The organism is Citrobacter sp. Cpo142 (assembly GCF_030332425.1).
GTDB lineage: Bacteria > Pseudomonadota > Gammaproteobacteria > Enterobacterales > Enterobacteriaceae > Citrobacter > Citrobacter portucalensis.
In genome coordinates this window covers 264,617-290,177 of record NZ_JAOWHW010000124.1, presented here as the reverse complement: position 1 = coordinate 290,177, position 25,561 = coordinate 264,617, and the positions used below count along the sequence as shown (strand labels likewise).

Below are 25,561 nucleotides of genomic sequence, written 5' to 3'. Positions count from 1 at the left end.
ACCCCTGAATATTGGCGGTCTGTAGAGTAGCTGGCGTCGGGATGGTGGCTATAGATGAACATCTATACATTTGATTTTGACGAGATAGAAGATCAGGGCGATTTCTATCGCGAGTTCACGCGCACGTTCGGTCTGGCGCGGGAAAAGGTGGTTGATTTGGATTCTCTGTGGGAGGTGGTGATCGGGGAAGTCTTGCCGCTGCCGCTGGAAATTGAATTTGTCCATTTGCCTGACAAACTACGCAGGCGATACGGCGCATTGATTTTACTGTTCGATGAAGCGGAAGAAGAGCTGGAAGGGCAGTTGCGTTTTAACGTGCGTCACTCAATGTAAGACATAAAAAAGCCCCCGGCAGGCGGGGGCAAGTCGTCGGACTCAGACGACGAGGGTTTATTTGTAGAGTTCTGCAGTAGCGTGCCAGTGAGCACCTTCACGGAGTTCGGTGACGCGATAGCTGCTGGCGCCTGCTTTTTCAGCTTTAGCGGCGATGGCCTGGCGCATGTCCATTGGTGAACTACCGATCTGAGAGACGGAGACGCTACCGATGGATTGCAGATTCTGTGCTTCTTGTGAGTTCACCTGAGTAACCGCGGCGCTTGCACCGAAGGAGAGAACAGAAAGAAGGCTTAAGGTTGCAATAGTAGTTTTGATTTTCATGATATTTACCTCGTCGAATTCTTTTATTGGGGTCTATGTTTCGTGACCCTCATCACAAAATCAAGTATACACTAATCACCCGATAAATTAATACCACGCTAATTGTTTCATTGGGTTTTGAGTATTAAGAAAATGATTTCTTATAACTCAATGGAATTAAAAAGAGTATTTTAAACAGCTTGTACAAATTAAATTTAATTAAATCATGCAGATACTTGATTTTGCAAAATGTGCGTTTTTAAGGCTGCATATTCACCATGTGAATGTATTTTGATGGTTAAACGCACCATTTGTTAAATCAATAGCAGTGGAAAAGAGAAGGAGGGGGATGAAAAGAGAGTGTTTTCCCCCGCCGCGAGGCGGCGGGGAGGCGGTATTACAGTTCTTGTTCGAACAGTTCCAGAATGGCTTCGTACAGATCTTTTACCGTAAAACCCTTAGCTGGGGTGGTGAAGATGGTATCGTCACCGGCAATCGTACCCAGGATACCTTCCGCTTTCCCCAATGAGTCCAGCAGACGTGCAATCAACTGAGCAGCGCCGGGGCTGGTATGAATAACCACAACCGCATCGTTATAGTCGATATCCAGCACCAGATTTTTCAGCGGACTGGAGGTCGTGGGTACGCCCAGCTCAGCCGGAAGGCAATACACCATTTCCATTTTCGCATTGCGGGTACGCACGGCGCCAAATTTGGTCAGCATGCGTGAAACCTTGGACTGATTGATATTATCAAAGCCCTGATCCTGCAACGCGAGGACGATTTCGCCTTGAGAGCTGAACTTTTCTTCTTTAAGCAGCGCTTTAAACGCCTTTACTAATTCTTCTTGTTTTGCCGAGCTTCGCATAAGTCACCCGTAATATGGCGGTAGAAACAACATTATTGTGCATACAGATGAATTTTTATGCAAACAGTCTGCCTTGTTCAAGGCTGAAATAATGTTATGAAAGAGCGGAATTTTATCAAATTTCGTTATCAAGAAACATGCCTGTGTCACGGCTCGCAAATAAGGTTAAAAGTAAATTAAATGTTATCAAATTGATGTTGTTTTGAGAGGTGGGTAGGGTATATTGTCAGCACCTGTTGGAAAGTTGCTCTACTGTGTGGGTGGTTTTGAATTACGTAACTTAGGTTTTATTTTACGTAAGTTAAATGCATAAAAGCCAAATTTGCGTGACTACGCATTCTTGACGCGTGGTTGTTGTATTCATTGGATTTGTGAATTAAGGTCGCCGCCGCGGAGCAATAGACATTTTGCTTATCAATATAATAAGGAGTTTAGGATGAAAGTTGCAGTCCTCGGCGCTGCTGGTGGTATCGGTCAGGCGCTAGCATTACTGTTAAAAACCCAACTGCCTTCAGGTTCAGAACTCTCCCTGTACGACATCGCTCCAGTAACACCTGGTGTGGCCGTTGATTTGAGCCATATCCCTACTGCTGTGAAAATCAAAGGCTTCAGCGGCGAAGACGCTACCCCTGCACTGGAAGGTGCTGATGTGGTACTGATCTCTGCGGGCGTCGCACGTAAACCGGGTATGGATCGTTCCGACCTGTTCAACGTCAACGCCGGTATCGTGAAGAACCTGGTCCAGCAAGTTGCTAAAACCTGCCCGAAAGCGTGTATCGGTATCATCACCAACCCGGTGAATACTACCGTTGCTATCGCTGCAGAAGTGCTGAAAAAAGCAGGCGTATACGATAAGAACAAACTGTTTGGCGTGACCACGCTGGACATCATCCGCTCCAACACCTTTGTTGCGGAACTGAAAGGCAAACAACCTGGCGACGTTGAAGTTCCGGTTATTGGCGGCCACTCTGGCGTAACCATCCTGCCACTGCTGTCACAAATTCCTGGCGTAAGCTTCACCGAACAAGAAGCCGCTGACCTGACTAAACGTATCCAGAATGCGGGTACTGAAGTTGTGGAAGCCAAAGCTGGTGGCGGTTCTGCAACCCTGTCTATGGGTCAGGCTGCTGCACGTTTCGGCCTGTCCCTGGTTCGCGCATTGAGCGGCGAAAAAGGTGTGGTTGAATGTGCTTACGTTGAAGGCGACGGCCAGTACGCTCGTTTCTTCTCTCAGCCGCTGCTGCTGGGTAAAAACGGCGTAGAAGAGCGTCAGTCTATCGGCAAGCTGAGCGCGTTTGAACAAAGCTCGCTGGAAGGCATGTTGGATACGCTGAAAAAAGATATTACTCTGGGCGAAGAGTTCGTTAAGTAACGCGAAGAAAGGCCTGCGTGTATTTGTAGGCCTGATAAGCGTAATGCCATCAGGCATTACGTACTAACTCTCTACGATATCGCCTAAAAAAAAACCGGAGCCAACATGAACTGCACCCAAAAAGTTGGACACCCAACGAAGTAAGGTGCAGTTTTTTATGGTCAGTAGGCCGCCAGACGTGACGTTAATTGGTGGCTGGGTATTCCTGGATCGTTACCTGCAGCGTCAACTGTTTGTCATCACGCATCACGACAACGGAGATAACTGAACCTGGTCGAATCTCTGCCACCTGGTCCATCGTTTCCAGTGCAGACACTGCCGGTTTGTTATTGACCGAGATAATCAGATCGTTAACCTGAATGCCTGCCTGCGCAGCCGGACCGTCCGGGGCTACTTCGTTAACCACAATCCCCTGAATTTGATCCATCCCGCCGCCCTGAGCGTGCAGTGGTGCAATTTCGCGACCGCTGATGCCGATGTAGCCACGAATCACGCGCCCGTCACGAATCAGCTTATCCATGATTTTAGTCGCCAACTGAAACGGAATGGCAAAGCCGATCCCTTCCGGGGTTTCGCCATCGTTGCTCTTATCAAATGACAGCGTGTTAATCCCCATCAATTCACCCAGTGAGTTGACCAGCGCACCGCCGGAGTTTCCGTGGTTGATGGAAGCATCTGTTTGCAGGAAGTTTTGCCGTCCTGTTGGGTTCAGGCCAATTCGACCGGTGGCGCTGATGATCCCCTGAGTGATGGTTTGCCCAAGGTTGTACGGGTTACCGATGGCGAGTACCACGTCACCAATGTGCGGCACGCGTTTGTTATTAATTGGGATTGTTGGCAGCCCGCCAGTGGCGTTGATTTTCAGCACCGCAAGGTCGGTTAACGTATCAGACCCCACAAGCAGCGCTTCAAATACGCGGCCGTCCTGCAATGCGACGATGATTTGGTCGGCATCGTTAATGACGTGCTTATTGGTAATGATATAGCCGCGCTGATCCATGATAACGCCTGAGCCGAGCGTGCGGATCTCAAGCTGGTTGTGCGCGGTACTGTTCATACTGCGGTTATAAACGTTCACGACGGCAGGCGCTGCGCGGCGAACCGCCGGGTTATAGCTAGCGGGCGTTTCATCTGCACTGTCGAACTGCGGTGCGGTAAGCGTATTAATTTTTCGCAGAGAGGGCATCGCGGCCAGCAGGATGGCGCCGACGATTAAACCAATCGCGACCGAACGTAAAAGCTTCACAAACATGATGGCGGCGTCATTAATAAAGGGAACGGCAGCAGCATATCACGAGTTTACCGGACATCACACGAGGGGCTGATGTCCGGTTGCATGCGTTAACGCAGGAGCAGGTAAATACTCTCGTTACCGCGCACCACCTGCAGAGCAATGATCGACGGTTTCGCTTCCAGCACTTTGCGCATTTCGGCGATTGAGTTTACGCGATCGCGGTTAACACCAATGATAACGTCATCTTTATGCAGACCGGCCTGTGCGGCAGGGCTGCTTTTTTCTACGTTATCAATTCTGATGCCTTTGGTGCCGTCTTTTAACTGACCGTCGCTGAGCGTGGCCCCTTGCAACGCAGGCGCAATCATCTCTGCGCTGGCGGACGAAGATGTGCTGGTATCGAGGGTGACTTCAACCTCCAGCGGTTTACCGTTACGCAGCAGGCCCAGTTTGACCTTGGTCCCAGGTTCGGTTGTCGCAATGCGTGAACGCAGTTCGGCGAAGCTGTTGAGCGGTTTACCGTTGAGGCTGGTAATGACGTCACCAGATTTCACTCCCGCTTTTGCGGAGCCGGAGTTAGGCAGAACCTCACTGACAAACGCGCCACGCTGTACGTCCAGTTTGAACGCTTTGGCGATATCCGAGGTCATTTCGGTGCCTTTGATACCCAACAGACCGCGTTTGATTTCACCAAACTGCATCAGCTGCTGTGCCAGCGTGCGCGCCATGTTGCTCGGGATTGCAAAACCAATCCCGATGCTGCCGCCGCCGGGGGCCAGAATCGCGGTGTTAATACCGATCAGCTCACCGTTCAGGTTGAGCAATGCGCCGCCTGAGTTACCGCGGTTGATAGAGGCGTCAGTCTGAATAAAGTTTTCCAGACCTTCCAGGTTCAACCCACTGCGACCTAAAGCCGATACAATGCCGGAGGTGGCCGTTTGACCCAAACCGAACGGGTTACCCACAGCCACCGCGAAATCACCTACGCGGAGTTTGTCTGAGTCGGCAATAGCAATTTGTGTCAGGTTGCTGGGGTGCTGAATTTGTAGCAGTGCGATATCGCTCTGATCGTCGCTGCCGATAAGCTTAGCGTCGAACTCACGGCCATCATTAAGCTGAACGCTGATTTTTTGCGCCTGGTTAATGACGTGGTTATTGGTCAGGACGTAGCCTTTGGCGGCATCAATAATGACCCCTGAACCCAGCCCTTCAAAAGGTTGTGAAGGTTGATCGGGAAGTTCATCACCAAAAAACTTTTTGAACTCTTCCGGGACTTTCTGCCCCTGAGTGGCGGTGCCTTCGACCCTTACGCTCACCACTGCTGGTAACACTTTCTCCAGCATCGGAGCGAGGCTGGGAAGCGCTGCCTGACCGGGAACCTGGCCGGGAATCGACGCAATGGCCGGGAATGGCGCCGAGAGAGTTAACCCGACACTTAACGCTAATGCACTCAACAGCTGGGTTTGTTTTTTCATGGATCCTGCTCTCGTACCTTGAGTAAACGGAAGATGATTCAAAACAGGTTGATGTTATTGAATTTTCGGTTAGGTCACAATGCGGCTAACGACTAAATAATAGCTGGGACAGGAAGAGAAGCGGAGGGCGCAATTGCTGCGCCCAATAAATTTCTTAACGATGTGCGGTTAGTCGCGCTTTGCGCCGCTACGCAGCAGGCCGGATGCCCCTTCAGAATAGTCACGTGGCATCTGAACCGGCGCCTGATCGTTGCCTGCTTCAGACTCTGCCAGACGGTTACGGAACGGGTTGTTTTCCGGCGACATACCCGGCAGCAGGTTGCTGGAGCTTTTCGCCATGTGTTGGTAAATCTGACGATAATCGTCCGCCATGTTATCCAGCAATTCAGCGCTGCGGGCAAAGTGGCTCACCAGCTCTTCGCGGTACTCTTCCAGCTCAGCTTTATTTTTTTCCAGTTCGTACTGCAATGCCTGCTGTTGGCGTAATTTACGATTACCAAAACGCATGGCTACAGCACCAATAATGATACCGACGACTAACCCAATTAGCGCATATTCCCAGGTCATGAACATCTCCCGTTGTCTTGTGTTTCCGTAGGGTGTTGGCTTTAGGCTCCATGCCTGCGCCTGATTATGCCACTATAACCGCTAATCCCGTAGAAGTGGAATCCCGTGTTTATATCACGTAATGTAGAACGGCCTTTTTTTCGTCAACCGTGAGCGACGGCACATCGATTCTCAAGGAATAACAATAACATCATGCAAAGCCTTTCCCCGACATCGCGTTACCAGCAAGCCCTCAGCGACGGCAGTCATCAGCCCGACAACGTACAACTCGAAGCCGTGAATCGACTGGAAACAATTTTCCAGGCGCTTACGACGCCAGCACGTCCTGCACCGCAGGAGAGCGGACTGATGGCGCGTTTTGGTAAATTGCTGGGCAAGCGTGAGTCGCCGATCAACGCATCGGTGCGTGGCTTGTATATGTGGGGCGGAGTTGGGCGTGGAAAAACCTGGCTGATGGATCTGTTTTACCATAGCCTGCCGGGCGAACGTAAACAGCGTTTGCACTTTCACCGTTTTATGCTGCGCGTGCATGAAGAGCTTACTGCCTTACAAGGGCAGAGCGATCCGCTGGAAATCATCGCCGACCGCTTTAAGGCCGAAACGGACGTGCTGTGCTTCGACGAATTTTTTGTTTCTGATATCACCGACGCCATGCTGCTTGGCGGCCTGATGAAGGCGCTGTTTGCCCGTGGCATTACGCTGGTGGCGACCTCCAATATTCCGCCAGATGAGCTATATCGCAACGGTTTGCAACGCACGCGTTTTCTTCCTGCCATTGATGCCATCAAACAGCATTGTGACATCATGAATGTCGATGCCGGCGTCGATTATCGTCTGCGTACCTTAACGCAGGCGCATTTGTGGTTGTCGCCATTGAATGAGAAAACCCGCCAGCAGATGGATAAGCTCTGGCTGGCATTAGCGGGAACCAAAGGTGAACATGCGCCAACGCTGGAGATTAACCATCGTCCTATGCAAACCCTGGCTGTAGAAAATCAGACGCTGGCGGTGTCGTTTACCACGCTCTGTGTCGATGCCCGGAGTCAGCATGACTACATTGCGTTGTCGCGTCTGTTTCACACGGTGCTGTTGTCTGATGTGCCGGTCATGACCCCGCTGATGGAGAGTGAAGCGCGGCGCTTTATCGCACTGGTGGATGAGTTCTACGAACGCCACGTCAAGCTGGTGGTCAGTGCGGCATCACCCCTCTATGAAATTTATCAGGGCGAGCGTTTGAAGTTTGAATTTCAGCGCTGTTTGTCGCGTTTGCAGGAGATGCAAAGCGAAGAGTATCTGAAGCGGGAACATTTAGCCGGTTAAACCTGCCGCAAATCACATAAAGGGGTCGATCTTTGACCCTGACTTCTCTATAATCTTGCGACCCCACGTTACGAGAGAGTTTTTTTCCCAAAACTTTCTATGCGCCGGCATAGGCTATTCGAAGGGGTAGGTTTGCTGGACAATGTCGTGTGAACCTCAACTGACAAAACGTTTGGGTGTTCACCAACGTGTAACTTATTTATTTGGGTAAGCTTTTAATGAAAACTTTTACAGCTAAACCAGAAACCGTAAAACGCGACTGGTATGTTGTTGACGCGACCGGTAAAACTCTGGGCCGTCTGGCTTCCGAACTGGCTCTGCGCCTGCGCGGTAAGCACAAAGCGGAATACACTCCGCACGTAGATACCGGTGATTACATCATCGTTCTGAACGCTGACAAAGTTGCTGTAACCGGCAACAAGCGTACTGACAAAGTGTACTATCACCACACCGGCCACATCGGTGGTATCAAACAAGCGACCTTTGAAGAGATGATTGCTCGCCGTCCTGAGCGTGTGCTTGAAATCGCGGTTAAAGGCATGCTGCCAAAAGGCCCGCTGGGTCGTGCTATGTTCCGTAAACTGAAAGTTTACGCTGGCAACGAGCACAACCACGCGGCACAGCAACCGCAAGTTCTTGACATCTAATCGGGATTATAGGCAATGGCTGAAAATCAATACTACGGCACTGGTCGCCGCAAAAGTTCCGCAGCTCGCGTTTTCATCAAACCGGGCAGTGGTAAAATCGTAATCAACCAACGTTCTCTGGAACAGTACTTCGGTCGTGAAACTGCCCGCATGGTAGTTCGTCAGCCGCTGGAACTGGTCGACATGGTTGAGAAACTGGATCTGTACATCACTGTTAAAGGTGGTGGTATCTCTGGTCAGGCTGGTGCGATCCGTCACGGTATCACCCGCGCTCTGATGGAGTACGACGAATCCCTGCGTGGCGAACTGCGTAAAGCTGGCTTCGTTACTCGTGATGCTCGTCAGGTTGAACGTAAGAAAGTCGGTCTGCGTAAAGCACGTCGTCGTCCTCAGTTCTCCAAACGTTAATTGTACTCTGCTTCGGCAGACGACAATTTGCGAAAAAACCCGCTTCGGCGGGTTTTTTTATCGTTATTTCTCGCCTCAGATCCACGCTAATCCGCTGATTGCCACCTCTTTTTCCCCATTTCAAGAATCGACTCACCACAAAGGTCACAAAATCTGGTAAACTATCATCCAATTTTCTGCCCAAATGTCCGGTATCGTTCATTTTTTGTTTGTATTTTGAACAGCAATGACTTTCCCGAGCCTGGGTGACATCACTTCTGGCTGGCCACTGAGTGGCTGGTAGCAGTAAAAATTCTGAATATACCTGGAGGTTTTCATGGCTGTCGCTGCCAACAAACGTTCGGTAATGACGCTGTTTTCTGGTCCTACTGACATCTATAGCCATCAGGTCCGCATTGTGCTGGCTGAGAAAGGTGTTAGTTTCGAGATTGAGCATGTGGAGAAGGACAATCCACCTCAGGATCTGATCGACCTCAACCCGAATCAGAGCGTACCGACACTGGTGGATCGTGAGCTGACCCTGTGGGAATCTCGCATCATTATGGAATACCTGGATGAGCGCTTCCCGCATCCGCCGCTGATGCCGGTTTACCCGGTTGCGCGTGGTGAAAGCCGCCTGTACATGCAGCGTATTGAAAAAGACTGGTACACGCTGATGAACGTCATCGTGAACGGTTCTGCATCTGAAGCCGAAGTCGCGCGTAAGCGTCTGCGCGAAGAACTGCTGGCAATTGCGCCAGTATTTGGCCAGAAACCTTACTTCCTGAGCGATGAGTTCAGCCTGGTAGACTGCTACCTGGCGCCGCTGCTGTGGCGTTTACCGCAGCTGGGCATTGAATTCAACGGCGCAGGTTCGAAAGAACTGAAAGGGTACATGACTCGCGTCTTCGAACGTGACTCTTTCCTGGCTTCTCTGACTGAGCCTGAACGTGAAATGCGTCTGGGCCGGGGTTAACCTGTATGGATTTGCCACAGCTAACACCACGCCGTCCGTATCTGCTGCGCGCGTTCTATGAGTGGTTGCTAGACAACCAGCTCACGCCGCATCTGGTGGTGGATGTGACGCTCCAGGACGTGCAGGTTCCAATGGAATATGCGCGTGACGGGCAAATTGTTCTGAATATTGCACCGCGTGCGGTGGGCAACCTGGAACTGGCTAACGATGAAGTGCGCTTTAACGCGCGCTTCGGTGGTGTGCCGCGTCAGGTGTCTGTGCCGTTGGCTGCCGTTCTGGCAATTTATGCACGTGAAAATGGCGCCGGTACGATGTTCGAACCGGAAGCCGCCTACGACGAAGATGTTGCCAGCTTAAATGATGACGACAACGACGCGTCTGGTTTTGAGAGTGAAACGGTCATGTCGGTCATTGATGGCGATAAGCCTGATAATGGCGACGACAACGATCCGGATGATACTCCGCCACCGCCTCGCGGTGGGCGTCCAGCGCTGCGCGTAGTGAAATAAATAGTGAAATAAAAAACAGGCCCTTTGGGGCCTGTTCTGTTTTCTGGCTTTGGCATCAATAAAACAGCGCGATGGTGGCTACCATATTCACCACAAATCCTACTGCCATCGGGATTGCTGTACGTTTTACCACTTCAAAGGGCGATACGCCGGCAATACCCGATGTCACGACAATGACCGCGGTAATGGGTGACACCGCCCGGGCCAGCGTAGTGGCAAAATGCATCGGCATAATCATTACTACGGCAGGAATATGCAGCCCGGCGGCAATATCCGGAATGAGGCTGGCAAAAGACATAAACGGCGCGTTGCCTGACCCCATGACGATCGCACAGGCGGCAATGACTACAGCCATGATGATCATCACGCCGATGCCGCCAAGACCGGAATGCTCTGCGCCTTTTATGACGGCGTCGACAGTCCCGATAGTCGTCAACCCTTTCGCAAAGATTTCACCGGCGACCACCAGCGTGACAACGTTGGCAAACTGCGTCCCCATGCCGTCAAAAAAAGCCTGCACATCATCCATCGTTTCGCGCAGATTATGTTTATGCAGGAATTCAACAAACATAGTCAGCGTCATGCTCATCAACATCACCACCACCAGATTCAACTCTGCTTTCATTAGTCCCATTTGTGCAAGGGCAAGCGAGCCCAGCATCAGGATCAGCGGCATGACAGGTAGAATGGCGTAATAGAGCGGAGGTACGTTTTCCAGCGTCTTTTGTTCCGCAAATCCGTTACTTTCCGGTGCGGCTTTTTTATCAAATTGACGCTGAACGAAAAAATGCGCAATGGCGACGGCGACAATGACACACGACGCGACGGGCAACTGGTATTGAAAGAAATAGGTGGCGATTTTCATGCCCGCGACCTGCGCGGCAAAAATAGAGTTGGTTTCCAGAATGCCCCATTCAATCGACATCGAAGTGGCAATGACCGCAACAGCGGATAAACGGCTCACGCCAAGACTAACCAGTGTTGGGAACAGCGTCACCATCAGCAACATACCTAACCCAGATGCGCTGGTAATGAACTGCGCCATGATCTGACCAATCACATAGGTGGCGGCAAGAACTACATAGGGGGAACGGATTAGCTTGAGCGGGCGACTTAACAGGCTAACCATCGCTCTGCTGGCCCCCATTCTGTCCATATAACGGGCATAACCGCCCACCGCCATGATTGATAACCCCAGTCCGGCCGCACGGTTGGAGAGCATACGCAAAATTTCGTTGTAAATATCGACCAGTAGATAGCCACTGCTTTTGTCGTCAGCGACCAACGCGCCGTAGCCCAGCCAGACGCCGCAGATCATCAGGAAGATCCCGGCGGCGGCCAGCACGACCTGCGGTTTGTAGTTTTTGAGGATCAGGTAACCCATCGTTAATAAAACGATGACAGAGATAATGATGCCGAACATTGTTTCACTCCATGCCAGAGAAGAAGATAAATCCGGTAATAACGCTGTTGTCAAAACGGATGTTATATTTTTCTGGGCATTTTTTATGGAGTGAATATCTTATTTTTAATTCAATGATGTAATTATTTATCGTTATAAAATAGAAGGTTATGATAAATTATCACGTTCATGTTCATAATTTTCATGAAGCTATTTAACTCCATTCAATTAAAATGAGGCAGAAGATACTCGCTTAAAATAATATTGCTGTTACGTATATTATCAATAAGCCAGCCGGATCAGATCGTCCATCATTTCACCCTGCTTTCGATCCTGTGTTAGGATAAACCCGCTGTTGTTTGTCACCACGACTTAGCTGAATGGACCCTATGAACGCATTTGATTCGCAAGCTGAAGACTCTCCATCCACCATTGGCCGTAGCTTACGCAATCGCCCGTTGGCGCGTAAAAAACTGTCTGAAATGGTTGAAGAAGAACTGGAGCAGATGATTCGTCGTCGGGAATTTGGCGAGGGCGAACAGTTGCCGTCTGAGCGGGAGCTGATGGCCTTCTTTAACGTGGGCCGTCCTTCTGTACGAGAAGCGCTGGCCGCGTTAAAACGCAAAGGTCTGGTACAAATCAACAACGGCGAGCGCGCCCGCGTTTCGCGTCCTTCAGCTGATACCATCATTAGCGAGCTGTCTGGTATGGCGAAAGATTTCCTCGCACATCCCGGCGGCATTGCCCACTTCGAGCAGTTGCGACTGTTCTTTGAATCCAGCCTGGTACGATACGCCGCCGAACATGCGACAGATGAGCAAATCGCCAGACTGGCTAAAGCACTGGAGATCAACAGCCAGTCGCTCGATGACAATACGTTGTTCATCCGCTCGGACGTTGATTTTCACCGTGTACTGGCTGAGATCCCGGGTAATCCTATCTTTATGGCTATCCATGTTGCGCTGTTAGACTGGCTGATTGCCGCCCGTCCGACCGTTGCCGATCAAGAGTTGTATGAGCATAACAACGTGAGTTATCTGCAGCATATTGCGATTGTAGAAGCTATTCGTCAGCGCGATCCTGAGGAAGCTGACCGCGCACTGCAAGAACACCTCAACAGCGTTTCCGCGACCTGGCACGCCTTCAGCAAAAGTAAAAAATTGCGTAAGTGATCGCGATCCTGACGATCGTTTAAACACAAAATCATTCAAGTTGCATCAAGGCGGCAGGAGAGCGAGTTCCCTGGAGCATAGATAACTATGTGACAGGGGTGAGCGAACGCAGCTAACGCAGAGGCGACTCGAAGGGTGACGTGTTTAGTGAAGTAGATCGCACTATAAGCGTTCTCTATTGTATTGCTGCTTATTTGATCTGGTATAACAGGTATAAAGGTATGCAGTCAGATAACACTAATCATCGTCAGAGGTCGTTATGGCAAGAGATTTAAAAGGCGTAATGCCAGCGTTGTTAACCCCATTCGATAACCAACAGAGACTGGACATCGAGAGTTTGCGCCGCCTGGTGCGTTTCAACATTGGTCAGGGTGTAGACGGGCTCTATGTCGGTGGCTCAACGGGTGAGGCCTTTGTCCAAAACCGCGTTGAAAGAGAGCAGGTACTGGAAATTGTTGCCGAAGAGGCAAAGGGCAAGGTGACGTTGATTGCCCACGTTGGCACGGTGAGCACCGAAGAGAGCGAACAGCTGGCGAGCGCCGCACATCGTTACGGCTTTGATGCGGTTTCGGCCGTCACGCCGTTTTACTATCCGTTCAGCTTTGAAGAACATTGCGATCACTACCGCGCAATTATTGATTCCGCTGATGGTTTACCGATGGTGGTCTATAACATTCCGGCGCTGAGCGGCGTAAAACTGACGCTGGATCAGATCAACACGCTGGTGACGCTGCCAGGTGTTGGCGCACTAAAGCAAACTTCGGGCGATCTCTATCAGATGGAGCAGATCCGCCGCGCTCATCCCGATCTGGTGCTGTACAACGGTTATGACGAGATCTTCGCTTCTGGTCTGCTCGCGGGCGCAGATGGCGGCATCGGTAGCACTTACAACATCATGGGATGGCGTTATCAGGGAATTGTGAAAGCGCTCAAAGAAGGTGACATCCGCACGGCGCAAAAGCTGCAAACCGAGTGCAATAAAGTTATCGATCTGCTTATTAAGGTTGGCGTATTCCGCGGCCTGAAAACAGTGCTGCACTATATGGATGTGGTTTCTGTTCCACTGTGCCGTAAACCCTTTGCTCCGGTAGATGAACGCTATCTGCCGGAACTGAAAGCGCTGGCAAACCAACTGCTGGCGGAAAAGGCGTAATCGCGGGTCGCCGGGGGCGCTTCGCTTGCCCGGCCTGGATTTTTCGACCGTAGGCCGGGTAAGGCAAAGCCACCACCCAGCACAACAACAAAAATCGTCGGGAGAGTAAAATGAGTACTTCTACCCAGAGCATCCCGTGGTATCGCCATCTCAATCGGGCACAATGGCGGGCATTTTCCGCCGCCTGGCTGGGATATTTGCTTGATGGTTTCGATTTTGTGTTAATCGCCCTGGTGCTGACAGAAGTGCAGGGCGAATTCGGACTGACGACGGTGCAGGCCGCCAGCCTGATCTCGGCCGCCTTTATCTCCCGTTGGTTTGGCGGGTTAATGCTGGGGGCAATGGGCGACCGCTACGGACGCCGCCTGGCAATGGTCACCAGCATCATTCTGTTCTCTGTGGGAACGCTGGCCTGCGGTTTCGCGCCGGGCTACACCACCATGTTTATCGCCCGCCTGGTTATCGGTATGGGAATGGCCGGTGAGTATGGCTCCAGCGCAACCTATGTTATTGAAAGTTGGCCTAAACACCTGCGAAACAAAGCCAGTGGTTTCCTGATTTCCGGCTTTTCCGTTGGTGCCGTGATCGCCGCCCAGGTTTACAGCCTGGTGGTCCCGGTCTGGGGATGGCGTGCGCTGTTTTTCATCGGCATCCTGCCAATTATCTTCGCCCTCTGGCTGCGTAAAAATATTCCGGAAGCGGAAGACTGGAAAGAGAAACACGAAGGCAAAGCGCCGGTACGCACGATGGTGGACATTCTCTACCGGGGCGAGCATCGGGTAATTAATATTCTGATGACGCTCGCCGCTGCAACCGCGCTGTGGTTCTGCTTTGCTGGCAACCTGCAAAATGCGGCTATCGTGGCGGTCCTGGGACTGATATGCGCCTTTATCTTCATTAGCTTTATGGTGCAAAGCAGCGGGAAACGCTGGCCGACGGGCGTGATGCTGATGGTGGTCGTGCTATTTGCCTTCCTGTACTCGTGGCCGATTCAGGCGCTGTTGCCAACCTATCTGAAAACGGAACTGCTGTACGATCCTTCCACGGTGGCCAGAGTGCTCTTCTTTAGCGGCTTTGGTGCGGCGGTTGGTTGTTGCGTCGGCGGTTTTCTTGGTGACTGGCTGGGCACGCGTAAAGCCTATGTCTGCAGTCTGCTGGCCTCGCAGTTGCTGATTATTCCGGTATTTGCGATAGGCGGTTCAAACGTTTGGGTACTGGGTTTGCTGCTGTTTTTCCAACAAATGCTCGGCCAGGGGATCTCCGGGATCTTACCAAAACTGATTGGCGGCTATTTCGATACCGATCAGCGTGCGGCGGGATTGGGCTTCACCTATAACGTGGGCGCACTGGGCGGGGCTTTGGCACCGATCATCGGCGCGCTGATTGCCCAACGTCTTGATCTGGGTACCGCGCTGGGATCGCTCTCTTTCGGCCTGACATTTGTAGTGATCCTGCTGATTGGTCTTGATATGCCGTCCCGTGTACAGCGCTGGCTGCGTCCTGAAGCGTTGCGTACGCATGATGCCATTGATGGTCGACCGTTTAGCGGTGCCGTGCCGTTCGGCGGTGACAAAAGCACTATGGTGAAATCCAAAAGTTAATCCAATTGCCCGGCGCAGAACCAGGCAATAGCCGTAAGGGAAGAAATATGTCGTTCTTCGAGCTACAGAGCGCCACCACGATGCAAAAGGCTGTGTCATGACCACGCTGGCGATTGACATCGGCGGCACCAAATTGGCTGCCGCGCTGGTAGAGAACAATCTGCAAATCCGCGAGCGGCGTGAACTGCCGACGCCTGCCAGTAAAACGCCGCAAGCGCTGCGCGCCGCGTTACAAACACTGGTTGCACCGCTACAGAGGCATGCTAATCGGGTGGCGAGCGCCTCGACGGGGATTATCCGTGAGGGGGCTTTGCTGGCGCTGAATCCGCATAACCTCGGCGGGTTGATGCATTTTCCACTGACACAAACGCTGGAACAAATCACCGGCCTGCCGACGCTGGCCGTCAATGACGCACAGGCAGCGGCGTGGGCTGAGTACCATGCGCTTGGCGGTGAGTACCGCGATTTGGTGTTTATTACCGTCTCCACCGGTGTGGGCGGGGGAGTCGTCAGCGGTGGGAAACTGCTGACCGGGACTGGCGGTCTGGCCGGGCATCTGGGGCATACGCTGGCTGACCCGCATGGGCCCATGTGCGGCTGCGGGCGTGTGGGCTGCGTTGAGGCGATCGCATCCGGTCGTGGAATAGCGGCGGCAGCCGAAGGCGCGCTTGCCGGATGCGACGCCAAAACTATTTTTAGCTGTGCCGGGCAGGGGGATGAGCAGGCAAGTCGGTTGATCCATCGCTCAGCGCGAACATTGGCAAGGCTTGTTGCCGATGTGAAGGCCACGACCGATTGCCAGATTGTGGTGATTGGCGGCAGCGTTGGGCTGGCTGAAGGGTATCTGGCGCTGGTGGAACATTATCTGGCACAAGAGCCTTTGGCCTATCACGTGGAATTGCTGGCGGCGCATTACCGTCATGACGCTGGATTACTGGGGGCCGCGCTGTTGGCCCAGGGAGAATGATGATGATATCAGATGCGTTGAATTCACTGCCTTCTGCCGGATTACATCCGGTCTTGCAGCAGGCGTTAACGCTTGCCATTGCGGCGAATCCGCAGGAGAAGACGCCTGGGCGCTACACGTTGCAGGGCGAGAATATTTTTATGAATGTCATGCAATTTACAACGCAGAGCCCAGAGCAAAAGAAAGCGGAGCTGCATCAGCAGTACATTGATATTCAGATGCTGTTGTCCGGCGAAGAACGTATTCTGTTTGGGATGACCGATTCTGCTCGTCACTGCGAAGAGATGCACGTTGAGGATGATTATCAGCTGTGCAGTCAGATTGCCGATGAGCAGGCTATGGTACTGAAGCCGGGAAAATTTGTGATTTTTATGCCGGGCGAGCCGCATAAACCGGGTTGTGTGGTGCAGGCCCCGATGGACATCAAAAAGGTGGTGATCAAAGTCCGCGCCAGTTTATTACAAGCTTGAGAATGAGAGACTGTGTCGGATGGCAAGGCTTACGCCATCCGACATGGAATGTAACGACCTAGCGCTTAAAAGTCACCGTTTCTGGCTGCGTCAGATGCAGTGTGGTTTGGCTTGGGACCGTCTCGGCAATGACTCGACCATGACGAATGGAATAACGGGCAGGCGTCTGGCGACGAACCGCATCAAACCCATTTTCTGCAGGCAAAATCACCAGATTCGCAGAATTCCCCACGTTCAGACCGTAGTCCTGCAGGTGCAGGGTTTTCGCGCTGTGGGTGGTGACCAGGTTCAACCCATCGTTAATTTGTCCGTATCCCATCAACTGGCACACGTGTAATCCCATATGCAGCACCTGCAGCATATTCGCAGTGCCCAGCGGGTACCACGGATCGAAGACGTCATCATGACCGAAGCAGACGTTGATCTCCGCCTCCAGCATCTCTTTGACGCGCGTAACACCACGACGCTTAGGGTACGTGTCGAAGCGTCCTTGCAGGTGAATATTAACCAGTGGATTTGCGACAAAGTTAATACCGGACATTTTCAACAGACGGAAAAGACGGGAAGCATACGCGCCGTTATAGGAATGCATTGCCGTGGTATGGCTGGCGGTCACGCGTTCGCCCATATTGTAGCGATGCGCCAGGGCCGCAACGGTTTCAACAAAGCGGGATTGCTCATCATCGATTTCGTCACAGTGCACGTCGATAAGTCTGTCGTATTTTTGCGCCAGAGCGAAAATCTTATACAGCGACTCTACGCCATATTCACGCGTGAATTCAAAGTGCGGGATCGCGCCAATGACGTCGGCGCCCAGACGCACAGCTTCCTCCAGGAGCGCTTCACCGTTGGGATAAGAAAGAATGCCTTCTTGCGGGAACGCGACAATCTGTAGCTCTACCCACGGAGCGACTTCTTGCTTTACCTCCAGCATGGCTTTTAGCGCCGTCAACGTAGGGTCGGAAACGTCAACGTGAGTACGGACATACTGGATGCCGTTGGCCATCTGCCACTTCAGGGTCTGCATGGCGCGCGCTTTGACGTCTTCGTGAGTGAGCATTGCCTTACGTTCAGCCCAGCGCTCAATGCCCTCAAACAGCGTACCAGACTGATTCCAGCTCGGCTCGCCCGCGGTTTGCGTAGTGTCCAGATGGATATGTGGCTCAACGAACGGTGGGATAGCCAGACCGCCTTCAGCATCAAGCACTTCACCCTGTGGTATCGTCGCTGCGTCTTGAGGCTCAATACGGCTAAAGCGCCCGTTTTCAATCGTGATTTGCCATAACCCTTCACGTCCCTGTAAACGCGCCTGATGAATGGTGATGTTATTATTCTGCATGGCTGACCTCCGGTGATTTAGCAAGGCTGCGATTGAAAAGTGGATTCAGCAGGATATAGCTGAATACGCCGCCGAGTACGGCATTGACGGGCACGATGCCTGGAATATAGTGACCTGCGGCAATGCCCAGTGCAACGGACAGGAGCGCTATCCAGTTTACGGAAATAAATTGCGCTTTGCTGAAGTCGGCATATCGGCGATGGTTCAGCAGATAGTCGGCGATGATCACCCCGCCAATCGGGGGAATCGCTGCCGACAGAAATGTCAGCCAGCCGACAAAGTTATTGTAAAGCCATAGCGCGCACAGTGTGCCGATAATACCGTTAGCCACTGACAGCGTACGGCTGGAAAGGCCGGTAATATTGGCAAATCCCAGGCCCGATGCATACAACGCATTATCGTTGGTGGTCCAGATATTCAGGCCGAGAACGATGATTGCGGGCAGCAGCAGTCCCTGGGCAATCATCACGTCAGAGATATCCGCCTGCCCAACCGCAGCCGCGCCCGCAGCGCCGAAGATAAACATAAGCGAATTGCCGAGGAAAAATGCCACCATGGCGATCAGCACCGCACCTTTGGCGTTGCGACCAAAACGGACGAAGTCAGCGGTTAACGTCCCTGCGCTGACAAACGAGCCGACTACCAGCGCCAGTGCGGTGGAGAAATCCAGCGGCGTTTGCGGCACTATCGCTTTTAAATGCTCCAAACCGCCGACATCGCTCACTGCCAGCCAGACGGAGTAGCTGCCAAGAATGACGATGGCAGGTACGGCGATGATAGATAAAATGGTCAGCGCTGAGATGCCAAAAAAGATGGTCAGGGTCATCAGCAGACCGGAAACCGCAATCAGGATATTGACGTCAATTCCCGTCGCTTTGCCAACCGGGATAGCAAACATGGCCACACCAACGCCAAACCAGCCTACCTGTGTGCCGCCTAGCAGCAGAGAGGGAAGCCATGAACCTTTCACACCAAATGAGTAACGCGCCAGAAGGTGGGTTGATAGCCCTGTTTTTGCGCCGATAAAACCGAGAAATGCAGTGTAAATACCGAGGAGAAGATTACCGAAGAGAACTGCCAGGAAGAAATCATTATAGGAAAGACCGGTACCGAGTGTGCCACCGGTCCACATACTGGCGGAAAAAAATGTGAGCCCCAACATCACAAATGTTAGTGGAACTACGCCTTTTCGCGCCGCCAGAGGGACGGGGCCCTGGCTATAATTGTTGTCTTGCGACACAACGCCTCCATGAATTTTGCCCAAAAAATCCGCCGCATAATATACAGTTCTCAACGTAAAGCAAACGTTTTCGTGTGATATTTTCTTGATAATTATTCGTGGGGTTAATGATTAGCTGGTTTTTCTCCGTCGTCAGTGAACCACCGCGTGCGAGTTGAGTTTCCAGCATGGTTTGCGAGCGGCTTTCGAAGAATGTTCCCGCATGTATTTTGCGGAGAAATATGGGCTCCCCATCCATCAGCGTCAGGCTGTGGCAGGGGAGCCAGAGGTATTACACTTCCAGGTAGTTCAGGATGCCGTCCGCCGCTTTACGACCTTCGGCAATCGCGGTGACTACCAGATCCGAACCGCGCACGATGTCACCACCGGCGAAGATTTTCGGGTTGCTGGTCTGGAAGGCGTTGTCGCTGCGCTCAGGAGCAATAATGCGGCCCTGAGAATCCAGTTCGACGCTGTGTTTTGCCAGCCACTCCATATTGTGCGGACGGAAGCCAAACGCCAGTACCACCGCATCTGCCGGAACAACGTGTTCGGAACCGACGACGATCTCCGCGCGGCGACGCCCTTTAGCATCCGGTTCGCCCATTTCGGTACGCGCCATTTTCACACCGCATACCTTACCGTTGGCGTTCACTTCCACGCCTAAAGGCTGGACGTTGAACTGGAATTCGACGCCTTCTTCACGCGCATTTTTCACTTCGCGTTTGGAACCCGGCATGTTCTCTTCGTCACGACGATAAGCACAGATAACGTGTGCTGCGTTCTGGCGAACCGAGGTCCGCACGCAGTCCATCGCGGTATCGCCGCCACCGAGAACGACGACGCGTTTGCCTTCCATGCTGATGTACGGCTCGTCGCTGCTTTCGCCAAAGCCCATCAACTGTTTGGTATTGGCGATCAGGAACGGCAGGGCATCAAATACGCCGGAAGCGTCTTCGTTTTCCAGCCCACCGCGCATAGACTGATAGGTACCTACGCCAAGGAACACGGCGTCATAATCTTTCAGCAGGGAGTCAAGCTGTACATCGCGGCCCACTTCCACGTTCAATTTGAACTCAATGCCCATACCGGTGAAGATTTCACGACGGCGGGTCATCACCTCTTTTTCCAGTTTGAAGGCTGGAATACCGAAGGTCAGCAGACCGCCGATTTCCGGGTGGCGGTCAAATACCACCGCCTTCACGCCGTTGCGGGTCAGCACATCAGCACAGGCCAGGCCTGCCGGACCGGCACCGATGATCGCCACGCGCTTGTCGGTTTGACGCACGCCGGTCATATCCGGGCGCCAGCCCATTTCGAATGCTTTATCGTTGATATAGCGCTCGATGTTGCCGATAGTTACCGCGCCGAACTCATCGTTCAGCGTACAGGATCCTTCACACAGACGATCCTGCGGGCACACGCGGCCACAGACTTCCGGCAGAGTGTTGGTCTGGTGCGACAGTTCTGCTGCTTCAAAAATACGCCCCTCGTTCGCCAGTTTCAGCCAGTTCGGGATGTAGTTATGCACCGGGCACTTCCACTCGCAGTACGGGTTACCGCAGGACAGGCAACGGTCTGCCTGTGCTTTGGCCTGGCCTTCGGAAAACGGCTCGTAGATCTCAATAAACTCGATCTTACGGATCTTCAGCGGCTTCTTAGGCGGATCAACGCGCTGCAGGTCGATAAATTGGTATACGTTCTGACTCATTGCTGCTACCCCTTACTGCGCCTGCACACGCAGCTCTGCTGCGCTACGACTACGGTGACCCAACAGTGCTTTCACATCACTGGATTTTGGTTTTACCAGCGCGAATTTCGCCGAGAATGCTGGCCAGTTAGCCAGGATCTCTTCGCCGTGTGAAGAGCCGGTATGCTGTACGTGCTCGGTAATCAAACCGCGCAGGTGTTCCTCGTGGATAGCCAGCGAGTCCACGCTCAGCACTTCTACCAGTTCCGGGTTCACGCGTTTGCGGAACTCACCGTCTTCGTCGAGCACGTAGGCAAATCCGCCCGTCATACCCGCTCCGAAGTTGACGCCCGTTTTTCCGAGAATACAGACGATGCCGCCGGTCATATATTCGCAGCCGTTGTCGCCAATACCTTCAACCACGGTGATTGCGCCGGAGTTACGTACTGCAAAGCGCTCACCCGCACGACCCGCGGCAAACAGGCGGCCACCGGTGGCGCCGTACAGACAGGTGTTACCAATGATGCTCGCCTCATGGCTACGGAAAGCAGAGCCAACCGGAGGACGCACTGCCAGCAGGCCGCCAGCCATGCCTTTACCGACATAGTCGTTGGCATCGCCGGTCAGATACAGCTCCACGCCGCCCGCGTTCCACACGCCGAAGCTCTGGCCTGCGGTACCGCTGAAGTGCGCTTTGATTGGGTCAGACGCCAGCCCCTGATCGCCATGTGTTTGCGCGATATAGCCCGACAGCGACGCGCCAACAGAACGGTCGGTGTTGCGGATATCGAACCAGAAGGTTTTGCTCTGGCGCTCGTCGACAAACGGTTTCGCTTGCTGTAACAACTGAGCGTTCAGCACGCCGTTATCAAACGGCGGGTTGTTCTCGGTGCAATGCAGCGCTTTACCCGGATGCGGTTCGGCGGTTTCCAGCAGACGAGACAGTTCCAGTTTCTGTTGCTTAGCGGTAAACCCTTCCAGCTCTTTGAGCAGGTCGGTACGACCAATCAGATCCACCAGACGCTTCACACCCAGTTGCGCCATCAGCTCACGGACTTCGCGGGCGATAAATTCAAAGTAGTTAGTCACTTTGAACGGCAGGCCGTGATAGTGGTTCTTACGCAGTTTGTCATCCTGAGTCGCCACGCCGGTTGCGCAGTTGTTCAGGTGGCAAATACGCAGGTATTTACAGCCCAGCGCCACCATTGGACCGGTACCGAAGCCGAAGCTTTCCGCACCCAGAATCGCCGCTTTAATGATATCGACACCGGTTTTCAGACCGCCATCAACCTGCAGACGAATCTTGTGACGCAGACCGTTAGCGACCAGCGCCTGCTGGGTTTCCACCAGACCGAGTTCCCACGGGCAGCCCGCATATTTCACCGAGGAGAGCGGGCTTGCGCCGGTACCGCCATCGTAGCCAGCAATGGTGATCAGATCCGCATAGGCTTTTGCCACGCCTGTGGCGATAGTGCCGACACCCGGTTCGGAAACCAGCTTCACGGAGATCATCGCTTTCGGGTTGACCTGTTTGAGGTCGAAAATCAGCTGTGCTAAGTCTTCGATAGAGTAAATATCGTGGTGCGGCGGCGGGGAGATCAACGTCACGCCCGGTACCGAATAGCGCAGTTTAGCGATGTACGGGGTGACTTTATCACCCGGTAACTGACCGCCTTCGCCAGGCTTCGCGCCCTGAGCGACTTTAATCTGAATGACATCGGCATTGACCAGATACGCCGGGGTTACGCCAAAGCGACCGGAGGCAACCTGCTTAATGCGCGACAACTTGTTAGTGCCGTAGCGCGCCGGGTCTTCGCCGCCTTCACCGGAGTTCGAGTTGCCACCGATGCTGTTCATGGCTTCGGCCAGCGCTTCGTGTGCTTCGGGGCTTAATGCACCGATGGACATCGCCGCGGTATCAAAGCGTTTAAACAGTTCGGTTGCGGGTTCTACTTCGCTAATGCTTACGGCTTCGTCGCCAGGCGTGATCGCCAGCAGATCGCGCAGCGTGGCCGCCGGACGCTCATTGACCAGCTTGGCATATTCCTGATAGTCGCTGTACTCACCGCTTTGTACCGCCTGTTGCAGCGTGCGCACCACGTCCGGGTTGTAGGCATGGTATTCGCCGCCGTGGACGTATTTGAGCAAACCGCCCTGACTGATAGGCTTACGTGCCAGCCATGCATGTTTGGAGAGGTTCAGCAGATCCTGCTGGAAGTCGGTAAACCCTGCGCCGCTGATGCGGCTGACTACGCCCTGGAAGCACAGCGCCACGACATCATCATGCAGACCAACCGCTTCAAACAGCTTCGAGCAGCGGTAAGAGGCGATGGTCGAGATGCCCATTTTGGACATGATTTTGTACAGACCTTTGTTGATGCCGTTACGGTAGTTCAGCATCACGGTCCGGTAATCTTTGGCAATCGCCTGAGTGTCGATCAATCGTCCCAGCGTTTCATACGCAAGATACGGATAAATGGCCGTCGCGCCAAAGCCGAGCAGGACAGCAAAATGGTGCGGGTCACGGGCGCTGGCGGTTTCAACGATGATGTTGGCGTCGCAACGCAGACTTTGTTCTACCAGACGCGTTTGCACTGCGCCTACGGCCATCGGTGCCGGAACCGGCAGGCGGTTTTTCGCGATGTTACGGTCAGAGAGCACCAGCAGCACTGTACCGTTACGCACCATCTGTTCGGCTTTATCGCACAATGCTTTGACGGTCTCTTCGAGCGTGGATTCGGTCACGTCGAAGGTGATATCCAGGCGATCGGCGCGGTAATGTTCCTCTTTCATGGTGGTGAGCTGGGTGAAATCGGAGTACAGCAGGATCGGCGATTTAAAGCTCAGGCGGTGTGCCTGACCTTCGGCTTCGCAGAAGACGTTCATCTCACGACCGATGCTGGTGGCCAGCGACATAACGTGCGCTTCACGCAGCGGGTCGATCGGCGGGTTAGTCACCTGCGCGAACTGCTGGCGGAAGTAATCATAAATGATGCGTGGCTGGCTTGAGAGCACCGCAAACGGGGTATCATCACCCATTGAACCGACCGCTTCCTGACCGTTTTCACCGAGCACGCGGATCACGGAGTCCAGCTCTTCGGCGCTGTAGTTAAACTGTTTCTGATAGCTGGCGAGGGTGTCATCGTCCAGTTCGCGGCTGCCGACCTGATCGTCAGCCAGATCTTCGAACGGCACCAGACGGCGAACGTTTTTCTCCATCCACTCTTTGTACGGATGGCGGCTTTTCAGATCGTCATCGGTTTCGGCGGAGTGCAGAATGCGCCCGCTGCGGGTATCGATAACCATCAGCTCGCCTGGGCCGACGCGACCTTTCTCGACGACTTCATCCGGCTGATAATCCCAGATCCCGACTTCAGAGGCGCAGGTAATCAGCTTGTCTTTGGTGATGACATAGCGCGCCGGACGCAGGCCGTTACGGTCAAGGTTACAGGCGGCAAAGCGGCCGTCGGACATAACAATGCCCGCCGGGCCATCCCACGGCTCCATGTGCATGGAGTTAAAGTCAAAGAACGCGCGCAGCTCCGGGTCCATATCCGGGTTGTTCTGCCAGGCCGGCGGCACCAGTAAACGCATGGCGCGGATAATGTCCATCCCGCCAGCCAGCAGCAGTTCCAGCATGTTATCCATTGAGCTGGAGTCGGAGCCGGTTTCGTTAACGAACGGTGCGGCGTCGTGCAGGTCAGGGATCAGCGGTGTCTGGAATTTATAGGTACGTGCGCGTGCCCACTGGCGGTTGCCGGTGATGGTGTTAATTTCACCGTTATGAGCCAGGTAGCGGAACGGTTGCGCCAGCGGCCAGCGCGGTACGGTATTAGTGGAGAAGCGCTGGTGGAACAGGCAGATGGCCGATTCCAGACGCAGATCCGCCAGGTCCAGGTAAAAGCGCGGCAGATCCGCCGGCATACACAGACCTTTATAGATATTGACCAGGTTCGACAAGCTACAGACGTAGAAGTCTTTATCGTCCTGGAGGCGTTTTTCGATACGACGGCGCGCGATGAACAGGCGACGCTCCATATCACGCGGACGCCAGCCCGCAGGGGCGTTGACAAAAATTTGCTCGATACGAGGCAGGGAGGAGAGGGCGATTTCACCGAGAACACCTTCGTTGGTCGGCACGTCGCGCCAGCCGACAATCGACAGGGTCTCCTGCTGTAATTCTTCTTCGACAATGCGACGAGAAGCCGCAGCCAGTTCAGCGTCTTTATTTAAAAAGATCATGCCGACGGCGTAGTTTTTAGCTAAACGCCAGCCGCGCTCTTGCGCCACGATGCGGAAAAAGCGGTCAGGTTTTTGTAACAGCAAACCGCAACCATCGCCGGTTTTACCATCGGCAAGAATTGCGCCACGGTGCTGCATGCGGGCCAGTGCGTGTATGGCGGTACGCACTACCTTGTGGCTAGGTTCGCCTTCTATGTGGGCGATCAGGCCGAAACCACAGTTATCCCTCTCAAGGGATTTATCGTACAACATATCAGTGAACCTCCCCAGGCTCTGCGGGATTCCCATCTGGACCGTTGCGCACGGGCACACCAA

22 protein-coding genes and 1 pseudogene are annotated in these 25,561 nt (G+C 53.2%); 12 read left to right on the top strand and 11 right to left on the bottom strand.

Annotation, left to right across the window (positions count from 1 at the left end; all coding sequences use genetic code 11):
• Positions 1–54: 54 nt before the first annotated feature.
• Positions 55–333, top strand: coding sequence for a barstar family protein (locus OGY18_RS14790; protein ID WP_003025168.1), 279 nt, complete (start codon positions 55–57; stop codon positions 331–333).
• A 57-nt stretch (positions 334–390) separates the two neighbouring features.
• On the opposite strand, the gene yhcN is transcribed toward OGY18_RS14790, so the two are convergent.
• Together yhcN and argR are read right to left on the bottom strand one after the other, a co-directional pair.
• Positions 391–657 (bottom strand): peroxide/acid stress response protein YhcN, encoded by a 267-nt coding sequence (yhcN, locus tag OGY18_RS14785; RefSeq protein WP_003828812.1) that lies wholly within the window; start codon positions 655–657, stop codon positions 391–393.
• 376 nt (positions 658–1,033) lie between these two features.
• Complete coding sequence (gene argR, locus OGY18_RS14780; RefSeq protein ID WP_003025162.1) at positions 1,034–1,504, bottom strand: transcriptional regulator ArgR; 471 nt, start codon at positions 1,502–1,504, stop codon at positions 1,034–1,036.
• A gap of 436 nt (positions 1,505–1,940) precedes the next feature.
• Here argR and mdh point away from each other — a divergent pair, with 436 nt between their 5' ends.
• Positions 1,941–2,876: a malate dehydrogenase gene (gene mdh, locus OGY18_RS14775; protein ID WP_008785953.1), complete on the top strand. Its 936-nt coding sequence runs from the start codon at positions 1,941–1,943 to the stop codon at positions 2,874–2,876.
• 184 nt (positions 2,877–3,060) lie between these two features.
• Here mdh and degS read toward each other — a convergent pair whose 3' ends face one another.
• From degS to zapG, 3 genes are all read right to left on the bottom strand, one after another.
• Positions 3,061–4,128 (bottom strand): outer membrane-stress sensor serine endopeptidase DegS, encoded by a 1,068-nt coding sequence (gene degS / locus OGY18_RS14770; protein WP_003025154.1) that lies wholly within the window; start codon positions 4,126–4,128, stop codon positions 3,061–3,063.
• Between the two features lie 89 nt (positions 4,129–4,217).
• Entirely contained in the window at positions 4,218–5,585 is a 1,368-nt protein-coding gene (gene degQ / locus OGY18_RS14765) for a serine endoprotease DegQ (protein ID WP_003828805.1), read from the bottom strand.
• Between the two features lie 168 nt (positions 5,586–5,753).
• Positions 5,754–6,152: a Z-ring associated protein ZapG gene (gene zapG, locus OGY18_RS14760; RefSeq protein ID WP_003025147.1), complete on the bottom strand. Its 399-nt coding sequence runs from the start codon at positions 6,150–6,152 to the stop codon at positions 5,754–5,756.
• A gap of 192 nt (positions 6,153–6,344) precedes the next feature.
• Between zapG and zapE the strand changes: the two genes are divergently transcribed.
• From zapE to sspB, 5 genes are all read left to right on the top strand, one after another.
• Complete coding sequence (zapE, locus tag OGY18_RS14755) at positions 6,345–7,472, top strand: cell division protein ZapE (RefSeq protein WP_286553472.1); 1,128 nt, start codon at positions 6,345–6,347, stop codon at positions 7,470–7,472.
• Between the two features lie 218 nt (positions 7,473–7,690).
• Positions 7,691–8,119 (top strand): 50S ribosomal protein L13, encoded by a 429-nt coding sequence (gene rplM / locus OGY18_RS14750; protein WP_003025141.1) that lies wholly within the window; start codon positions 7,691–7,693, stop codon positions 8,117–8,119.
• A 15-nt stretch (positions 8,120–8,134) separates the two neighbouring features.
• The gene (gene rpsI, locus OGY18_RS14745) at positions 8,135–8,527 is read left to right on the top strand and encodes a 30S ribosomal protein S9 (RefSeq protein ID WP_003025138.1); all 393 of its coding nucleotides are present in this window, start codon (positions 8,135–8,137) and stop codon (positions 8,525–8,527) included.
• A gap of 316 nt (positions 8,528–8,843) precedes the next feature.
• A complete protein-coding gene (gene sspA / locus OGY18_RS14740; RefSeq protein ID WP_003025132.1) occupies positions 8,844–9,482 on the top strand; it encodes a stringent starvation protein SspA in 639 nt (212 codons plus the stop codon).
• 5 nt (positions 9,483–9,487) lie between these two features.
• Positions 9,488–9,991 carry a ClpXP protease specificity-enhancing factor gene (gene sspB, locus OGY18_RS14735; protein WP_003025130.1) on the top strand — a complete coding sequence of 168 codons (504 nt, stop codon included), beginning with the start codon at positions 9,488–9,490 and terminating at the stop codon, positions 9,989–9,991.
• Positions 9,992–10,046: 55 nt separating this feature from the next.
• Here the strand turns inward: sspB and dcuC are convergent, their stop codons facing one another.
• Positions 10,047–11,414 carry an anaerobic C4-dicarboxylate transporter DcuC gene (dcuC, locus tag OGY18_RS14730; protein ID WP_003828798.1) on the bottom strand — a complete coding sequence of 456 codons (1,368 nt, stop codon included), beginning with the start codon at positions 11,412–11,414 and terminating at the stop codon, positions 10,047–10,049.
• A gap of 359 nt (positions 11,415–11,773) precedes the next feature.
• Here dcuC and nanR point away from each other — a divergent pair, with 359 nt between their 5' ends.
• The 5 genes from nanR (at position 11,774) to nanQ (ending at position 16,756) form a co-directional block, all read left to right on the top strand.
• Positions 11,774–12,565 carry a transcriptional regulator NanR gene (gene nanR / locus OGY18_RS14725; protein WP_149385007.1) on the top strand — a complete coding sequence of 264 codons (792 nt, stop codon included), beginning with the start codon at positions 11,774–11,776 and terminating at the stop codon, positions 12,563–12,565.
• 259 nt (positions 12,566–12,824) lie between these two features.
• A complete protein-coding gene (nanA, locus tag OGY18_RS14720; RefSeq protein WP_149385006.1) occupies positions 12,825–13,718 on the top strand; it encodes an N-acetylneuraminate lyase in 894 nt (297 codons plus the stop codon).
• Between the two features lie 110 nt (positions 13,719–13,828).
• Complete coding sequence (gene nanT / locus OGY18_RS14715; RefSeq protein ID WP_048215451.1) at positions 13,829–15,319, top strand: sialic acid transporter NanT; 1,491 nt, start codon at positions 13,829–13,831, stop codon at positions 15,317–15,319.
• Between the two features lie 97 nt (positions 15,320–15,416).
• Positions 15,417–16,286: an N-acetylmannosamine kinase gene (nanK, locus tag OGY18_RS14710; RefSeq protein ID WP_286553469.1), complete on the top strand. Its 870-nt coding sequence runs from the start codon at positions 15,417–15,419 to the stop codon at positions 16,284–16,286.
• 2 nt (positions 16,287–16,288) lie between these two features.
• Complete coding sequence (gene nanQ, locus OGY18_RS14705) at positions 16,289–16,756, top strand: N-acetylneuraminate anomerase (protein WP_003828788.1); 468 nt, start codon at positions 16,289–16,291, stop codon at positions 16,754–16,756.
• Between the two features lie 58 nt (positions 16,757–16,814).
• Here nanQ and OGY18_RS14700 read toward each other — a convergent pair whose 3' ends face one another.
• The 5 genes and pseudogenes from OGY18_RS14700 to gltB form a co-directional block, all read right to left on the bottom strand.
• A complete protein-coding gene (locus tag OGY18_RS14700) occupies positions 16,815–18,095 on the bottom strand; it encodes a cytosine deaminase (RefSeq protein WP_286553467.1) in 1,281 nt (426 codons plus the stop codon).
• On the bottom strand, positions 18,085–19,335 hold the full coding sequence (gene codB / locus OGY18_RS14695) for a cytosine permease (RefSeq protein ID WP_063941617.1): 1,251 nt from the start codon (positions 19,333–19,335) through the stop codon (positions 18,085–18,087). Before codB ends, OGY18_RS14700 begins: the two co-directional genes overlap by 11 nt.
• A gap of 118 nt (positions 19,336–19,453) precedes the next feature.
• Positions 19,454–19,516: pseudogene (locus OGY18_RS14690) on the bottom strand (hypothetical protein); the annotation flags it as partial.
• Positions 19,517–19,606: 90 nt separating this feature from the next.
• Positions 19,607–21,025, bottom strand: coding sequence for a glutamate synthase small subunit (locus OGY18_RS14685; protein WP_286553464.1), 1,419 nt, complete (start codon positions 21,023–21,025; stop codon positions 19,607–19,609).
• Between the two features lie 12 nt (positions 21,026–21,037).
• A complete protein-coding gene (gene gltB / locus OGY18_RS14680; protein WP_286553462.1) occupies positions 21,038–25,498 on the bottom strand; it encodes a glutamate synthase large subunit in 4,461 nt (1,486 codons plus the stop codon).
• Between the last annotated feature and the right edge of the window lie 63 nt (positions 25,499–25,561).

Bases quoted from the DNA above. Each gene is read 5' to 3' on its own strand.
- sspA (WP_003025132.1), top strand. From the start codon at position 8,844: ATGGCTGTCGCTGCCAACAAACGTTCGGTAATGACGCTGTTTTCTGGT.
- yhcN (WP_003828812.1), bottom strand. From the start codon at position 657: ATGAAAATCAAAACTACTATTGCAACCTTAAGCCTTCTTTCTGTTCTC.
- dcuC (WP_003828798.1), bottom strand. From the start codon at position 11,414: ATGTTCGGCATCATTATCTCTGTCATCGTTTTATTAACGATGGGTTAC.
- degQ (WP_003828805.1), bottom strand. From the start codon at position 5,585: ATGAAAAAACAAACCCAGCTGTTGAGTGCATTAGCGTTAAGTGTCGGG.
- gltB (WP_286553462.1), bottom strand. From the start codon at position 25,498: ATGTTGTACGATAAATCCCTTGAGAGGGATAACTGTGGTTTCGGCCTG.
- mdh (WP_008785953.1), top strand. From the start codon at position 1,941: ATGAAAGTTGCAGTCCTCGGCGCTGCTGGTGGTATCGGTCAGGCGCTA.
- OGY18_RS14685 (WP_286553464.1), bottom strand. From the start codon at position 21,025: ATGAGTCAGAACGTATACCAATTTATCGACCTGCAGCGCGTTGATCCG.
- zapG (WP_003025147.1), bottom strand. From the start codon at position 6,152: ATGACCTGGGAATATGCGCTAATTGGGTTAGTCGTCGGTATCATTATT.
- nanA (WP_149385006.1), top strand. From the start codon at position 12,825: ATGGCAAGAGATTTAAAAGGCGTAATGCCAGCGTTGTTAACCCCATTC.
- nanK (WP_286553469.1), top strand. From the start codon at position 15,417: ATGACCACGCTGGCGATTGACATCGGCGGCACCAAATTGGCTGCCGCG.
- rpsI (WP_003025138.1), top strand. From the start codon at position 8,135: ATGGCTGAAAATCAATACTACGGCACTGGTCGCCGCAAAAGTTCCGCA.
- OGY18_RS14700 (WP_286553467.1), bottom strand. From the start codon at position 18,095: ATGCAGAATAATAACATCACCATTCATCAGGCGCGTTTACAGGGACGT.
- sspB (WP_003025130.1), top strand. From the start codon at position 9,488: ATGGATTTGCCACAGCTAACACCACGCCGTCCGTATCTGCTGCGCGCG.
- nanT (WP_048215451.1), top strand. From the start codon at position 13,829: ATGAGTACTTCTACCCAGAGCATCCCGTGGTATCGCCATCTCAATCGG.
- argR (WP_003025162.1), bottom strand. From the start codon at position 1,504: ATGCGAAGCTCGGCAAAACAAGAAGAATTAGTAAAGGCGTTTAAAGCG.
- degS (WP_003025154.1), bottom strand. From the start codon at position 4,128: ATGTTTGTGAAGCTTTTACGTTCGGTCGCGATTGGTTTAATCGTCGGC.
- zapE (WP_286553472.1), top strand. From the start codon at position 6,345: ATGCAAAGCCTTTCCCCGACATCGCGTTACCAGCAAGCCCTCAGCGAC.
- rplM (WP_003025141.1), top strand. From the start codon at position 7,691: ATGAAAACTTTTACAGCTAAACCAGAAACCGTAAAACGCGACTGGTAT.
- OGY18_RS14790 (WP_003025168.1), top strand. From the start codon at position 55: ATGAACATCTATACATTTGATTTTGACGAGATAGAAGATCAGGGCGAT.
- nanQ (WP_003828788.1), top strand. From the start codon at position 16,289: ATGATATCAGATGCGTTGAATTCACTGCCTTCTGCCGGATTACATCCG.
- nanR (WP_149385007.1), top strand. From the start codon at position 11,774: ATGGACCCTATGAACGCATTTGATTCGCAAGCTGAAGACTCTCCATCC.